The 15,123-nt window shown below is 62.1% G+C and carries 14 protein-coding genes; 8 read left to right on the top strand and 6 right to left on the bottom strand.

The window, feature by feature from the left end:
* Positions 1-14: 14 nt before the first annotated feature.
* A complete protein-coding gene (locus C4J90_RS00110) occupies positions 15-992 on the bottom strand; it encodes a quinone oxidoreductase (protein ID WP_124360591.1) in 978 nt (325 codons plus the stop codon).
* 160 nt (positions 993-1,152) lie between these two features.
* Here C4J90_RS00110 and hemF point away from each other — a divergent pair, with 160 nt between their 5' ends.
* On the top strand, positions 1,153-2,085 hold the full coding sequence (gene hemF / locus C4J90_RS00115) for an oxygen-dependent coproporphyrinogen oxidase (RefSeq protein ID WP_124360592.1): 933 nt from the start codon (positions 1,153-1,155) through the stop codon (positions 2,083-2,085).
* Positions 2,085-2,903: a shikimate dehydrogenase gene (gene aroE, locus C4J90_RS00120; RefSeq protein ID WP_124418933.1), complete on the top strand. Its 819-nt coding sequence runs from the start codon at positions 2,085-2,087 to the stop codon at positions 2,901-2,903. Before hemF ends, aroE begins: the two co-directional genes overlap by 1 nt.
* Positions 2,904-3,016: 113 nt before the next feature.
* Here aroE and C4J90_RS00125 read toward each other — a convergent pair whose 3' ends face one another.
* From C4J90_RS00125 to betC, 3 genes are all read right to left on the bottom strand, one after another.
* Entirely contained in the window at positions 3,017-4,585 is a 1,569-nt protein-coding gene (locus C4J90_RS00125) for a SulP family inorganic anion transporter (protein ID WP_124418934.1), read from the bottom strand.
* Between the two features lie 169 nt (positions 4,586-4,754).
* Positions 4,755-5,669, bottom strand: a complete 915-nt coding sequence (choX, locus tag C4J90_RS00135; protein WP_124413418.1) for a choline ABC transporter substrate-binding protein — start codon at positions 5,667-5,669, stop codon at positions 4,755-4,757.
* A gap of 16 nt (positions 5,670-5,685) precedes the next feature.
* On the bottom strand, positions 5,686-7,200 hold the full coding sequence (betC, locus tag C4J90_RS00140; protein WP_124418935.1) for a choline-sulfatase: 1,515 nt from the start codon (positions 7,198-7,200) through the stop codon (positions 5,686-5,688).
* A 103-nt stretch (positions 7,201-7,303) separates the two neighbouring features.
* On the opposite strand from betC, the gene C4J90_RS00145 reads away from it, so the two are divergent.
* The 6 genes from C4J90_RS00145 (at position 7,304) to C4J90_RS00170 (ending at position 13,047) form a co-directional block, all read left to right on the top strand.
* Positions 7,304-8,254, top strand: a complete 951-nt coding sequence (locus tag C4J90_RS00145; RefSeq protein WP_124413420.1) for a LysR family transcriptional regulator — start codon at positions 7,304-7,306, stop codon at positions 8,252-8,254.
* Positions 8,255-8,284: 30 nt separating this feature from the next.
* Positions 8,285-8,611 carry a DOPA 4,5-dioxygenase family protein gene (locus C4J90_RS00150; RefSeq protein ID WP_124360599.1) on the top strand — a complete coding sequence of 109 codons (327 nt, stop codon included), beginning with the start codon at positions 8,285-8,287 and terminating at the stop codon, positions 8,609-8,611.
* Positions 8,612-8,775: 164 nt separating this feature from the next.
* Positions 8,776-9,735, top strand: a complete 960-nt coding sequence (locus tag C4J90_RS00155; protein WP_124360600.1) for a 2-dehydro-3-deoxygalactonokinase — start codon at positions 8,776-8,778, stop codon at positions 9,733-9,735.
* A gap of 1 nt (position 9,736) precedes the next feature.
* Positions 9,737-10,357 (top strand): 2-dehydro-3-deoxy-6-phosphogalactonate aldolase, encoded by a 621-nt coding sequence (locus C4J90_RS00160; protein ID WP_124360601.1) that lies wholly within the window; start codon positions 9,737-9,739, stop codon positions 10,355-10,357.
* 48 nt (positions 10,358-10,405) lie between these two features.
* Positions 10,406-11,554 (top strand): galactonate dehydratase, encoded by a 1,149-nt coding sequence (gene dgoD / locus C4J90_RS00165; protein ID WP_003170741.1) that lies wholly within the window; start codon positions 10,406-10,408, stop codon positions 11,552-11,554.
* A 185-nt stretch (positions 11,555-11,739) separates the two neighbouring features.
* Positions 11,740-13,047 (top strand): MFS transporter, encoded by a 1,308-nt coding sequence (locus C4J90_RS00170; RefSeq protein WP_124418936.1) that lies wholly within the window; start codon positions 11,740-11,742, stop codon positions 13,045-13,047.
* 23 nt (positions 13,048-13,070) lie between these two features.
* On the opposite strand, the gene trpA is transcribed toward C4J90_RS00170, so the two are convergent.
* Positions 13,071-13,880: a tryptophan synthase subunit alpha gene (gene trpA / locus C4J90_RS00175; protein ID WP_124360603.1), complete on the bottom strand. Its 810-nt coding sequence runs from the start codon at positions 13,878-13,880 to the stop codon at positions 13,071-13,073.
* A complete protein-coding gene (gene trpB / locus C4J90_RS00180) occupies positions 13,880-15,106 on the bottom strand; it encodes a tryptophan synthase subunit beta (protein WP_124369062.1) in 1,227 nt (408 codons plus the stop codon). The genes trpA and trpB overlap by 1 nt, the downstream gene beginning before the upstream one ends.
* Positions 15,107-15,123 lie beyond the last annotated feature (17 nt).

Raw genomic sequence — 15,123 nt, forward strand, 5'->3', positions numbered from 1 at the left:
TCCCGATGACTTGTTTAAGGCAGCAGAATGGTTGAGCCCGTCGTGCGCCGCGCGGACAATTCGGTCTGCGCTTTGGCCGCATCCGCCAGCGCATAACGCTGGTTGATGTCGATGCGCACCTTGCCGCTCTTGATCATCGAGAACAGATCATCGGCCATTGCCTGCAAGTCCTTTGGATTGCTCGCATAGGTCGCCAGCGTTGGGCGGGTGACATACAGCGAACCCTTTGCCGCCAGAATTCCCAGGTTCACCCCGTCCACCGCACCCGACGCATTCCCAAAACTCACCACCAAGCCACGCGGTGCCACGCTGTCCAGCGAGGTCAGCCAGGTGTCTTTGCCGACGCCGTCATACACCACCGGCACCTTTTTGCCGTCAGTCAATTCCAGCACGCGCTGTGCGACATCTTCCTGGCTGTAATCGATGGTTTCCCAGGCGCCCAGGGACTTGGCCAGGGCGGCCTTCTCCGGTGAGCTCACCGTACCAATCAACTTGACGCCCAGCGCCTTGGCCCATTGGCAGGCCAGGGAGCCCACGCCGCCAGCAGCGGCGTGGAACAGAATGGTTTCGCCGCCCTTCAACTCATACGTCTGGCGCAACAGGTACTGCACGGTCAGGCCCTTGAGCATGGCGCCGGCGGCCTGTTCGAAGCTGATCTCGTCTGGCAGATGCACCAGGTTGGCAGCGGGCAAGACATGCAACTGGCTGTAGGCGCCCAGCGGGCCGCTGCCGTAGGCCACGCGGTCGCCGACCTTGAACTGGCTGACGTCACTGCCCACGGCATCGACCACGCCCGCCCCCTCTGCGCCCAGCCCCGATGGCAAGCTCGGTGGCGCGTAAAGGCCGCTGCGAAAGTAGGTGTCGATGAAGTTCAGGCCAATGGCTTCGTTACGTACCCGAACCTGCTGTGGGCCAGGCTCCGCTGGTGTGTAGTCCACATACTCGAGCACGTCGGGGCCGCCATGGGCGCTGAACTGGATACGTTTGGCCATTTACCTTCTCCTTGGGTCGAATAATACAAAGGCCCCTATCGGACTCCTAAGCTTGATCTTCGTCAACTGCGACGGCACGGGGTGCGGTGGTATCCTGTGCGCCCATTTGCCGCCGACGCCCAATGGCCTCGCGTAGCTTTGCCCGATTCAAGGTGATGCCATGACTACCCGCACCGAGGCTGTTAAAGCCTACCTGCTTGACCTGCAAGACCGCATTTGCAGCGCCCTGGAAACCTTCGAGACGGACACACGCTTTATCGAAGACGCCTGGACCCGGCCTGCTGGTGGCGGCGGTCGCACCCGTGTGATTGAAAACGGTTCGGTGATCGAAAAAGGCGGCGTTAACTTTTCCCACGTGTTTGGCAGCGGCTTGCCACCGTCCGCCAGTGCACACCGCCCGGAACTGGCCGGTCGCGGCTTCGAGGCGCTGGGGGTGTCGCTGGTGATCCATCCCCATAACCCCCATGTGCCGACGTCCCACGCCAATGTGCGCTTTTTCACCGCAGAAAAAGAAGGCGAAGAGCCGGTGTGGTGGTTTGGCGGCGGCTTTGACCTCACGCCGTACTACGGCAATGAAGAGGATTGCGTGCACTGGCATCGCGTGGCTGAGCAGGCCTGTGCGCCGTTCGGCGCGGACGTCTACCCGCGTTATAAAGCCTGGTGCGACACCTATTTTCATATCAAGCACCGCAACGAGCCGCGGGGCATCGGCGGCCTGTTTTTCGATGATTTGAACGAATGGGGCTTCGACACCTGCTTCGCCTTCATCCGCGCCATCGGTGATGCCTATATCGACGCCTACCTGCCGATCGTGCAACGCCGGCAAGCGATGGCCTATACCGAACAGCAGCGCCAGTTCCAGGAGTTTCGCCGGGGGCGTTACGTCGAGTTCAACCTCGTCTATGACCGTGGCACCCTGTTCGGCCTGCAATCGGGCGGGCGTACCGAGTCGATCCTGATGTCGCTGCCGCCCCAGGTACGCTGGAGCTACGACTGGAAAGCCGAAGCCGGCAGCGATGAAGCGCGCCTCACCGACTACTTCCTGCAGGACCGCGACTGGCTCGGCCTGGCTGCGCCCAAGGCGGTGGAGTGATGGATCACTATGTCGTCTTCGGCAATCCCATCGGCCACAGCAAATCGCCGTTGATTCACCGCATGTTCGCCGAACAGACCGGTGAGCAACTGGACTACAGCACACTGCTCGCGCCGCTGGAGGATTTCACCGGCTGCGCCCGTGAGTTCTTTCAACACGGGCGTGGCGCGAACGTCACCGTGCCGTTCAAGGAAGACGCTTTCCGGCTGGCCGACACCCTCACCGAGCGCGCCCAACGCGCCGGCGCGGTGAATACCCTGAGCAAGTTGGCCGATGGCACATTGCTGGGGGATAACACCGATGGGGCCGGCCTGGTGCGCGACCTGACGGTAAACGCCGGGCTCAACCTGCAAGGCAAGCGCATCCTGCTGCTGGGCGCCGGTGGCGCGGTGCGCGGCGTGTTGGAACCGCTGCTGGCCGAGAGCCCTGCCTCGCTGATTATCGCTAACCGCACCGTGGAAAAAGCGGAAGTGCTGGCCGAGCTGTTCGACGACCTGGGGCCGGTGTCGGCCAGTGGGTTCGATTGGCTGCGTGAGCCGGTGGACGTAATCATCAACGCCACTTCCGCCAGCCTGACGGGCGATGTACCGCCGATTGCGGGCAGTTTGATCGAACCGGGCAAGACGTTCTGCTACGACATGATGTACGCCAAGGAGCCCACCGCGTTTTGTCGCTGGGCTGAGGAACACGGTGCTGCGGTGGCAATGGACGGCCTGGGCATGCTAGTGGAACAAGCGGCGCAAGCCTTCTTCCTGTGGCGCGGTGTGCGCCCGGAGACGGCGCCGGTACTAGCCGAACTGCGCCGCCAGTTGGCCTGACACCAATCAAACTGTGGGAGGGGGCTTGCCCCCGATAGCGGTGTTTCAGTCAACATATAAGTAGCTGACAGACCGCCATCGGGAGCAAGCCCCCTCCCACAGTTTGATCGCGTTCAGTCTTCGAAATGGATGGGGCACTTGTCTGGCCCTTCCAGTTTCTTCAACTCTTCAACGACTTGTGGCCTGGCGCCACGCAACGTCAGGCGACGTCCGTGCCGCTTCAACCGCCGCGCCTCCTGATGCAGCATCTCCACCCCGGAATAGTCGATAAAGTTGATCTGCTGCGATTCGATCACCACCCGCTCGCCCTGCAGACTCTGCAGGCGCACTTGCAGGTAGTGACTGGCGCCAAAAAAGATCGAGCCACCCACTCGCAATACATCCTCGTCACCGTCGCGCCACTGCTGAATGCGCGGTTGCGAGGTGCGTTTGAGGTAGAAAAACAGTGACGCGAGCACTCCCGCATAAATCGCCGTTTGCAGTTCCAGCAGCAAGGTGGCGACACACGTCAGGCCCATCACCACAAATTCGGCGCGGCTCACACGGAACAACGCACGGATGCCTCGGTGGTCCACCAGCCCCCAGCAGATCAGCAGGATGCTCGCCGCCATGCTTGGGATCGGAATGTGTGCGATCAGCCCCGCGCCAAACAGCGCGAACAGTGCGACCCAGAGCGCGGAAAACACGCCGGCCAATGGCGAGCAGGCACCCGCCTCATAGCTGAGGCCGGACCGGGTGAAGGAGCCCGCCGACACGTACCCGGAGAAAAATCCGCCGATGATATTGGATAAACCCTGGGCTCGGACTTCCTGATTCGCGTCGAGCAATTGCTGGGAACGGGCCGACAGTGAGCGGGCAATCGACAGGCTGGTCACCAGCCCCAGCATGCCCACGGCCACCGCACTCGGTAGCAGACGCAAGATCGTATCCAGATCCATTGGCAATGAACGCATGGGCGGCAGCTGGCCGATAAACGCACTGACCAGCGCCACATGCCCGAACAGCGCCGGCCACAGCCACGCGGCCAGGCTGCCCAGGACCAGGGCGATCAATAGCGTCGGCCAGCGCGGCATCAGGTATTTGAGCAGCGCGCCCACCAGCAAGGTGCCCAAGCCCAGGGCGAGCGAGGCGCGGTCCCACTCGCCGCCATGCTCGAGCAGCGCCAGCAGGCTGTTGATGGCGGTGGCCTGGCTCGCAAGCTCCAGCCCCAGCAGGTTGGGCAACTGGCCTAGGGCAATCACGACGGCGGCGCCGAGGGTGAAACCGAGTACCACGGAATGGGAGACGAAATTCACCAGCGCGCCGAAGCGCAGCATGCCCAAGAGCCACTGGAAAATGCCGGCGAGGAAGGTCAGCAGCAGGATCAAGGTGACGTAATCCTGGGAACCCGGCACCGCCAGTGGGCTGATACTGGCGTAGAGCACGATGGAGATCGCCGCTGTAGGACCGCAGATCAGGTGCCAGGACGAACCCCACAGGCAAGCGATCAATACCGGGATGATTGCGGCGTACAGGCCGTATTCGGGTGGGAGACCAGCGATGAGCGCGTAAGCAATCGACTGCGGCAAGGCGAGCACGGCACCGCTGAGGCCAACCATCGCGTCCCGGCCGACGCTGGCGTGGGTTTGGCGCGGGAGCCAACTCAGAAAAGGGAAGAGTGTGTGACGGTTGGGCCGGGGCATCGCGAGCTCGGATAAAAAGGTTTGAGCCAGGGTATCAGGCTGCCACTGATCGTTCCCCCGCTCTGCGTGGGAATGCCTCTTGTGACGCTCCGCGTCACGGTTTTAAAGCGGACGCAGAGCGTCCAGGAATGCATTCCCACGCGGAGCGTGGGAACGATCGCATGTGTCTTTAAAGTTTGGCTTTTACCGCCGGCAACGCATCCTGGCCATCCAGCGTCTTCACACCTTCCAGCCACTTGTCCAACACCGCCGGATTGGCCTTGATCCAAGCCTTCGCGGCGTCCGCATTGCTGACCTTATTGTTCACCACGTCGGCCATGATGCTGTTCTCCATGGCCTGAGTGAAACTCAGGTTGGTCAGCAGTTTCCCCACATTCGGGCAGGCTTGCGCATAACCCTTACGGGTCAACGTGTAGACGCTGCCGGTGTCACCAAAATACTTCTCGCCGCCCTTGAGGTAGCGCATTTTCAACTGCACGTTCATCGGGTGCGGCGTCCAGCCGAGGAAGGTGACGAATTTCTGCTTTTTCACCGCCCGTGACACTTCCGCCAGCATCGCCTGCTCACTCGACTCGATCAGCTTCCACTGGCCAAGCTCGAAGTCATTTTTCTTGATGATCTCCTGCAGCGAGATATTCGCCGGTGCGCCGGAGCCGATGCCGTAGATCTTCTTGTCGAACTTGTCGGCAAATTTATTCAGATCGGCAAAATCATGCACGCCGGCTTCCCACACGTAGTCCGGTACGGCGAGGGTGAACTCGGTGCCGTCGAGGTTCTTCGCCAGTTGCACCACCTCGCCGTTCGCCACGAACTTGTCATAGAAACCTTGCTGCGCCGGCATCCAGTTGCCCATGAACACGTCGACCTTGCCGTCCCTGAGCCCGCCGAAGGTAATCGGCACTGCCAGGGCGTCGACCTTGGCCTTGTAGCCCATGCCGCTCAGCAGAAAACCGGTGATGGCGTTGGTCGCCGCGATGTCGCTCCAGCCGGGGTCGGCCATTTTCACCGTTTCACAACTGGCGTCCGCGTAGGCATTGGCGCTGCTCAACGCCAGAATGCCCAGCACAACCGTTAATTTTTGCATGGCCTTCCCTCTGAATTTATTGGTTTTGGCAGGGTTGTGGATAACGTGCCTTGCGCTCCAGGTCGTCGAGGTCGATATGGTTGCGCATGTACTGCTGACTGGCGTCTACCAGAGGCTGGTGATCCCAGCTCTTCAGCTTTCCTTGGGTCAGTGCCTCGAATACCAGGCGACGGCGGCGTTGGCTGGCGAGCACTCGTTGGTGGATCGCCGGGATGTCCCATTTGGCCCGCGCTTCGTTCAAAAACGCCTCAAACAGTGGCCGGTGTTCCGGTGACTGGCTGAGGTTTTCCCGCTCGTGCGGGTCGTTGTGCACATCGAACAGCAGACAAGGGTCGTCTTCGCTGTAGATGAATTTGTAGGCGCCTCGGCGAATCATCATCAGCGGGCTGATGGTGCCTTCGGCCATGTATTCGCCAAACACTTCGTCATGCCCGCCCTCGCCTTTGAGGTGCGGCAGCAGCGAGCGGCCATCCAGTGGCAGGCGTGGGTCCAGCTCGCCGCCGGCCAGTTCCACCAGGGTCGGCAACAGGTCGGCGGTCGACACGGCGTGGGTCACACGGCGCGCCGCGAATTGCCCCGGCGCACTGACCAGCAGCGGCACCCGGGCGGCCATCTCGAACCAGTGCATTTTGTACCAGAGGCCACGTTCGCCCAACATGTCGCCGTGGTCGCCGGAGAAGATGATGATGGTGTTATCGGCCAGGCCGGTGTCTTCCAAGGTTTGTAGCAGCTTGCCGACGTTGCTGTCGATGTAGCTGCACGCGCCGAAATAGGCACGGCGCGCATCGCGGATTTTATCCACCGGCAGCGGCTTGTCCCATAGGTCGTAGACCTTGAGCAAACGCTGGGAGTGCGGGTCAAGATCATCCTGCGCTGGCGTTGCAGGCAAGGGGATGTCGGCGTCGTCGTACAGGTCCCAGAACGGCTTGGGAATGGTGTACGGGTCGTGGGGATGGGTCATCGACACGGTCAGGCAGAACGGTTGCTCGCCGTCCTCGCGGATATGATCGAACAGGTATTGCTGGGCCTTGAACACCACCTCCTCGTCGAAATCCAGCTGGTTGGTACGCACGCATGGCCCGGCTTGCAGCACCGAGGACATGTTGTGGTACCAGGTGGGGCGTACATCCGGTTCATCCCAGTTCACTGCCCACCCGTAGTCCGCCGGGTAGATGTCGCTGGTCAGGCGCTCTTCATAACCGTGCAACTGGTCGGGACCGCAGAAATGCATCTTGCCCGACAGCGCGGTGCGGTAACCGAGGCGCCGCAGGTAGTGGGCGTAAGTGGGTACATCGGCCGGGAAGTCTGCCGCGTTGTCATAGGCGCCGATCTTGCTTGGCAGCTGGCCGCTGACCAAGGTAAAGCGCGAGGGTGCGCACAGCGGGCTGTTGCAGTAGGCAGCGTCGAAGACCACGCCGTGTTCGGCGAGGCGGCTCAGGTTGGGCAACTTGATCGGGGAAGATCCGTAGAAGGGCAGCATCGGTGCGGCCATTTGATCGGCCATGATGAAAAGAATGTTCTTGCGCTTCATGGGTTCTCGGCATTCCATAGGCAGTGTTTATGCGAATGAGCATGCAGCCCGCTTAAAGCGTGGTAAAGCCCATGAAGAACAATGTCTAGGATAAGCACAGCTTATGTATGAAGCGCTCGGTGACCTCTCCCTTGATCTGCTGCGCGCGTTCGAAGCGGCGGCGCGTCAGCGCAGTTTCACTGCCGCCGCGATGGAGCTGGGCACCACTCAGCCGGCCATCAGCCAGCAGATCAAACGCCTCGAAGAGCAGTTGGCGATCCGCTTGTTCGACCGCATCTACCGTGGCATCGAGTTGACCGAAGCGGGCGCCCTGCTGTTCGAACACGTCCAAGCCGGCCTGCACGCCATTAACCTGGGCTTGAGCACCGTCACCGAGCAAGACCAGCATGAAGTGCTGCAAGTGGCCACCGACTTCGCCTTCGCCGCCTACTGGCTGATGCCGCGCCTGCATCGTTTCCACCAGGCCAACCCGCAGGTGGATGTGAGCCTGGTGACCAGCGAGCGCAACCACGCCAGCCTGCGCAGTGACATCGACGTGGCGGTGCTGTTTGGTGACGGACGCTTCAAGCAAGGCGACAGCCTATGGCTGTTCAACGAGGAAGTGTTCCCGGTGTGCAGCCCGCAGTGGCTCAAGCAGCAGGCCACCGCGCTGACGGTGCAGACCCTGCCGGACTACCCGTTGCTGCACTTGCGCCAGGAAAACAACCGCCACTGGTTCGACTGGGCCGGCGTGTTTCGCGAGCTGGGAATCAGCGCCGCGCCCACCCCTGGGCAATTGCGTTTCGACAATTACACGCTGTTGATCCAGGCGGCCATTGCCGGCCAGGGCGTTGCGATCGGCTGGCGCCATCTGGTGGATGACCTGCTGGAGCAGAACTGGTTGTGCCGACCGATCAGCGACACGGTGATCTCGCGTTTCGGCTATTACGTGGTGCAGCCCCAGCGCAAGCGTCGTCGGCAGTTGGTCGAACGGTTTGTCGATTGGCTGGTGGCGGAGCAGGCCAGCAGCGCGCAGTCATTGACCGGGCTGGCCCTGCCGTCGATTGCGGTCTAGGATCGCTGCACAGTGGAACCGGAGTCCGGCATGCAACGTATCAAGGGCTATCACGCCCATATCTACTTCGACGCCAGCACGATCGACCAGGCGCGCACCTTGTGTGAAGACGCGGCAGCGCTCTTTCCGCTACGCATGGGGCGCGTGCATGAGCGTCCGGTAGGCCCGCACCCGGACTGGAGTTGCCAGCTGGCGTTCGAGCCGGAATACATCGGCGTGGTGCTGCCCTGGCTGGCGCTGCATCGCAATGGCTTGGTGGTGTTCCTGCACCCTGACACCGGCGATGACCTGAAGGACCACACTGATTACGCGGTCTGGATGGGTGCGATGCGCGAGCTGGATTTGTCTATTTTTTAACCGTTATGTGCTGACGCAATTCGCATCTTCCTAAGGATGTGTAAGATTTTACGCGCCTATCTCCCAATATATGGGACTGTTATTTATATATTGAGATGTTGCCAGGCATAGGTTTATATTCGCTCATCTGCTTTTTTCAGCACCCACTCATTTCAGGTGAAGCGATGCAGGCGCAATTGATCGCGCTCGATTGGGGAACCAGCTCCCTTCGTGCTTACAAACTAGGCCCCGCCGGCGTGGTGCTTGAACAACGCTCACTGCCCTGGGGCATCATGCATTTGCCCAGCGAACCGCGTGACATCGCGGGTGTTCGCTGCAGCAATGGCTTTGAGTTGGCATTCGATAGCGCCTGCGGGGATTGGCTCGACGCCCAGCCCGAACTGCCGGTGATCGCCTGCGGCATGGTGGGTAGCGCACAGGGTTGGAGCGAAGCGGCTTATCGCAACACCCCGGTGGATGTTGCCAGCCTGGGCCAGGCGCTGCACAAGGTGCGCAGCGTGCGTGGCGTCGATGTGCATATCGTGCCGGGCGTGATCGAACAAGTCGGCCTGCCCAATGTGATGCGCGGCGAAGAAACCCAGGTACTCGGTGTGCTGCACGGGCTCGCTACCGACGTATTGATCGGCCTGCCGGGCAGCCATTCCAAATGGGTCGAGGTGGTCGAGGGCTGTATCACGCACTTCGACACGTTCATGACCGGCGAGCTGTTCGCCATATTGAGCAAGCACAGCATCCTGGGACGCACCCAGCAATCATCGGAACATTTCCACACCGAGGCGTTTGACCGAGGCGTGGCTGTCGCGCTGTCGGCGGACGGCCAGCGCGGCGTGCTCTCGACCCTGTTCAGTGCCCGCACCCTAGGGCTGACCGCCGAACTTACGCCTGAGCAGCAGCCCGACTACCTGTCCGGCCTGCTGATCGGCCATGAACTCGCCGGGTTACCCGACAGCGCCAAACGCAAGCCGATCATCCTGGTCGGCGCCGCCCCCCTCTGCGCCCGCTATCAACGCGCTCTCGCCCAGTGCGGCTTCGCCCGCGTCAGCCTGGCGCAGGAAGCCAGCGAGCGCGGCTTGTGGCAACTGGCCGAGGCGGCCGGGCTCACTCAACCTGTAACGGAGGCCTGACATGCTCAAGAAAGCACTCGCACAAAACGGTTTGATCGCGATCCTGCGCGGTGTGCGTCCGGACGAAGCCCAAGCTGTCGGCCAGGTGCTGTACCAAGCCGGTTTTCGCGTGATCGAGGTGCCGCTGAACTCGCCGGACCCCTACACCAGCATCCGGACCCTGCGCGACAGCCTGCCTGCCGATTGCCTGATCGGTGCCGGTACGGTGTTGACGCCCGAGCAGGTCGAGCAGGTCAAAGCCGCCGGCGGTCAAGTGATCGTCATGCCGCACAGCGATGCCAAGGTATTGCGTGCGGCGAAAGCGGCGGGCCTGTACCTGTCACCGGGCGTGGCCACGCCGACCGAGGCCTTTGCCGCACTGGCCGAAGGCGCCGACGTGCTGAAGCTGTTTCCGGCCGAGCAAATGGGCCCGGCGGTGATCAAGGCGTGGCTCGCAGTATTGCCGGCGGGCACGTTGCTGCTGCCGGTAGGCGGTATCACCCCGGACAACATGCAGGTATTCACCGACGCCGGTGCCAAAGGCTTCGGGCTGGGCTCGGGCTTGTTCAAGCCGGGCATGTCCGTGGAGCAGGTCGCGAGCCGCGCCCAGGCGTACGTCGCGGCCTGGAAAGCCCTGAGCTGATTTCAAGTTCCGCGCCTGCTGGCGCCGCATCTACAAGAGAGATAACAGATGAAAATCACCAAACTGACGACCTTCATCGTCCCGCCGCGCTGGTGCTTCCTCAAAGTCGAAACCGACCAGGGTGTCACCGGCTGGGGTGAGCCCGTGGTTGAAGGCCGCGCCCACACCGTGGCCGCTGCCGTCGAAGAATTGTCCGACTACCTGATCGGTAAAGACCCACGCAATATCGAAGACATCTGGACCGTGCTCTACCGTGGCGGTTTCTACCGGGGCGGCGCGGTGCACATGAGCGCCCTGGCCGGTATCGACCAGGCGTTGTGGGACATCAAGGGCAAGGCCCTGGGCGTTTCCGTCAGCGACCTGCTGGGTGGCCAGGTGCGTGACAAGATCCGCGTGTATTCGTGGATCGGTGGCGACCGCCCGGCAGACACTGCCCGCGCCGCCAAAGAGGCCGTGGCCCGTGGTTTCACTGCGGTGAAAATGAACGGCACCGAAGAGCTGCAGTTCGTCGACAGCTTCGAAAAAGTCGACCTGGCCCTGGCCAACGTCGCGGCGGTACGCGATGCGGTCGGCCCCAACGTGGGCATCGGCGTCGACTTCCATGGCCGTGTGCACAAGCCGATGGCCAAGGTGCTGATGAAGGAGCTAGACCCGTACAAGCTGATGTTCATCGAAGAGCCGGTGCTCAGCGAAAACTACGAGGCCCTCAAGGAACTGGCACCGCTGACCAGCACCCCGATTGCTTTGGGCGAGCGCCTGTTCTCGCGCTGGGACTTCAAGCGTGTGCTCAGCGAAGGCTACGTCGACATTATTCAGCCGGATGCGTCCCACGCCGGCGGCATCACCGAAACCCGCAAGATCGCCAACATGGCCGAAGCCTACGACGTGGCCCTGGCCCTGCACTGCCCGCTGGGCCCGATCGCCCTGGCGGCCTGCCTGCAACTGGATGCGGTTTGCTACAACGCCTTTATCCAGGAGCAAAGCCTGGGCATTCACTACAACGAGAGCAACGACCTGCTCGACTATGTGCGCGACCCCGGCGTGTTCGATTATGACCAGGGCTTCGTGAAGATCCCCAATGGCCCGGGCCTGGGCATTGAGATCAACGAGGAATATGTGATCGAGCGGGCGGCCATTGGTCATCGCTGGCGCAACCCGATCTGGCGCCATGCCGATGGCAGTTTCGCCGAGTGGTGATTTCCAACTGAAAGAACAGGGTCAAAAAATGTGGGAGGGGGCTTGCTCCCGATAGCGGAGTGTCAGACGACACTTTGGCGGCAGGTTCACCGCTATCGGGGGCAAGCCCCCTCCCACATTTGATCCGGGTTCTTCAGTCAGCCCTGTTTTCAGACCTCAATAAACATAAAAAGAGGCATTTCCCCATGCACCCTGAACCCCTCACCGGACAGGCTTCCTTAGTCACGCCTAGCCGAAAGCGCTTCTTCATCATGGTGCTGCTGTTCATCACCGTGGTGATCAACTACCTCGACCGCAGCAACCTGTCGATTGCCGCCCCTGCGCTGACCAGCGAGCTGGGCATCGACCCGGTCCATGTCGGGCTGATTTTCTCGGCGTTCGGCTGGACCTACGCCGCCATGCAGATTCCTGGTGGCTGGCTGGTAGACCGTGTGCCCCCGCGCATTCTCTACACTGCGGCCCTGCTGCTGTGGTCGATCGCCACCGTCATGCTCGGCTTTGCCGCCAGCTTCATCGCCTTGTTCGTGTTGCGCATGGCCGTCGGCGCCCTGGAAGCCCCGGCCTACCCGATCAACAGCCGGGTCGTGACCACCTGGTTTCCCGAGCGCGAGCGCGCCACGGCGATTGGCGTCTACACCTCCGGGCAGTTCGTCGGGCTGGCGTTTCTCACCCCCGTGCTGGCCTGGCTGCAGCATGCGTTCGGCTGGCACATGGTGTTCGTCGCCACCGGTGGTGTCGGCATCCTATGGGCGGTGATCTGGTATGCGGTGTATCGCGAGCCCAAGGATTTCAAAGGCGCCAACGCGGCGGAAATCCAGCTGATCCGCGACGGCGGCGGCCTGGTGGATATGCAGGCGCAAGCGACCAAGGCGCCGTTCAGTTGGGTCGACCTCGGTATTGTGCTGAGCAAGCGCAAGTTGTGGGGCATCTACCTGGGGCAGTTTTGCCTGAACTCGACCCTGTGGTTTTTCCTGACCTGGTTCCCGACCTACCTGGTGAAGTATCGCGGGATGGACTTCATCAAGTCCGGCCTGCTGGCCTCGCTACCGTTTCTGGCGGCGTTCGTCGGTGTGCTGTGCTCGGGGATTTTTTCCGATTGGCTGATTCGCCGGGGCGCCTCGGTGGGCTTTGCGCGCAAGTTGCCGATCATTGGCGGGCTGCTGATTTCCACCGCGATCATCGGCGCCAACTACGTGGACTCCACAGCCTGGGTGATTGCTTTCCTGGCGCTGGCGTTTTTCGGCAATGGCCTGGCGTCGATTACCTGGTCGCTGGTGTCCACGCTTGCCCCCGCACGTCTGTTGGGCCTGACCGGTGGCGTGTTCAACTTCATCGGCAACCTGTCGGCCATTGCCACGCCGATCGTGATTGGTTTTCTCGCCAGCGGTGATTCGTTTGCGCCAGCGATTACCTACATTGCGGTGCTGGCGCTGCTTGGGGCACTGTCCTATGTGTTACTGGTGGGCAAGGTCGAGCGCATCGAGCTTTCCTAGCGCAAGAGCCAACACAGGCGCGCTTACCGACGAGCGTTACGCACGCCTTGCGACAGCGCCGCGCAATGGCTCAATACGCCATCGATCGCTTGCTGGTCGCTGCTGGCGTTGGCGATGTGATCGATCAGCGCAGAACCCACCACCACACCGTCCGCCAGGCGCGCGATGGCCGCCGCTTGCTCCGGTGTACGGATACCGAAGCCGATGCTGATCGGCAGGTCAGTGTGACGACGCAGGCGGGCGACGGCCTCCTCGACGTGTTCCAGGGTCGCGGCGCCGGCACCGGTCACGCCGGCGACCGACACGTAGTACACAAAGCCGGAGCTGCCATTGAGTACGGTCGGCAGGCGCACATCGTCAGTGGTCGGGGTGGTCAGGCGGATAAAATCGATGCCAGCGGCCTGGGCCGGATCGCAGAGCTCGCCGTTATGCTCGGGCGGCATGTCGACCACGATCAGGCCATCGACCCCGGCCTCCTTGGCGTCGGTAATGAACTGCGGCACGCCGTATTTGTGGATCGGGTTGAAGTAACCCATCAGCACCAGTGGCGTGTCGTTGTTGTCCTTGCGGAACTCGCGGACCATCTGCAGGGTTTTCGCCAGGTTCTGCCTGGCTTCCAGCGCACGGATGTTGGCCAACTGGATCGCCGGGCCATCAGCCATCGGGTCGGTGAAGGGCATGCCCAGCTCGATCACGTCGGCGCCAGCGGCTGGCAAGCCTTTGAGGATGGCCAGCGAGGTGTCATAACCCGGGTCGCCGGCGGTGACGAAGGTCACCAGGGCGGCACGGTTTTGTTCTTTCAGCTGTGCAAAGCGGGTGTGCAGGCGGCTCATCAGTGTTTCTCCTGCTGGGAGGTTTGCATATGGTGCATCACCGTCTGCATGTCTTTGTCGCCACGCCCGGACAGGTTGACCACCATCAGGTGATCGGCAGGCAAGGTCGGGGCGCGCTTGAACACTTCAGCCAGGGCGTGTGCGCTTTCCAGCGCGGGAATAATCCCTTCCAGGCGGCAGCATTTGTGGAAGGCGTCGAGGGCTTCATCGTCAGTCACCGAGGTGTACTGGACTCGGCCGATGTCGTGCAACCAGGCATGTTCAGGGCCGATGCCTGGGTAGTCCAGGCCTGCGGAAATCGAGTGGGCGTCGATGATCTGGCCATCATCGTCCTGCAGCAGGAAGGTGCGGTTGCCGTGCAGTACACCGGGTACCCCGCCGTTGAGGCTGGCGGCGTGCTTGCCGGTTTCGATGCCGTGGCCGGCCGCTTCAACGCCGATGATTTCGACGCTGGTGTCATCCAGGAACGGGTGGAACAGGCCCATGGCGTTGGAGCCGCCACCGATGCACGCCACCAGGCTGTCCGGCAGGCGGCCTTCCTGGGCTTGCAGCTGGTCGCGGGTTTCCTTGCCGATGACGGCCTGGAAGTCGCGCACCATGGCCGGGTACGGGTGCGGGCCAGCCACAGTACCGATCAGGTAGAAGGTGCTGTCGACGTTGGTTACCCAGTCACGCAGGGCTTCGTTCATGGCGTCTTTCAGGGTACCGGTGCCGGCGACCACCGGGATCACCTCGGCGCCCAGCAGCTTCATGCGGAACACGTTGGCCTGTTGGCGCTCGATGTCGGTGGTGCCCATGTAGATCACGCATTGCAGGCCGAAACGCGCGGCCACGGTGGCGGTCGCCACGCCGTGCATGCCGGCGCCGGTCTCGGCGATGATGCGTTTCTTGCCCATGCGCCGCGCCAGCAGGATCTGGCCGATGCAATTGTTGATCTTGTGCGCGCCGGTATGGTTCAGCTCTTCACGCTTGAGGTAGATCTTGGCGCCGCCGCAGAACTCCGTCAGGCGTTCAGCGAAGTACAGCGGGCTTGGGCGCCCGACATAATCGCGCTGGAAGTAGGCCAATTCTTCGTTGAACGCTGGATCGATCTTGGCGGCTTCGTATTCACGGGCCAGCTCAAGGATCAACGGCATCAGCGTTTCAGCGACGTAGCGGCCGCCAAACGCGCCAAACAGGCCGTTGGCGTCAGGGCCGTTGCGCAGATCGGTCTGGGACTGGGTCATGGGGCGCTCCAGGAAAG

Origin of the sequence: Pseudomonas sp. R2-60-08W (assembly GCF_003852335.1) — a bacterium.
Taxonomy (GTDB): Bacteria; Pseudomonadota; Gammaproteobacteria; order Pseudomonadales; family Pseudomonadaceae; genus Aquipseudomonas.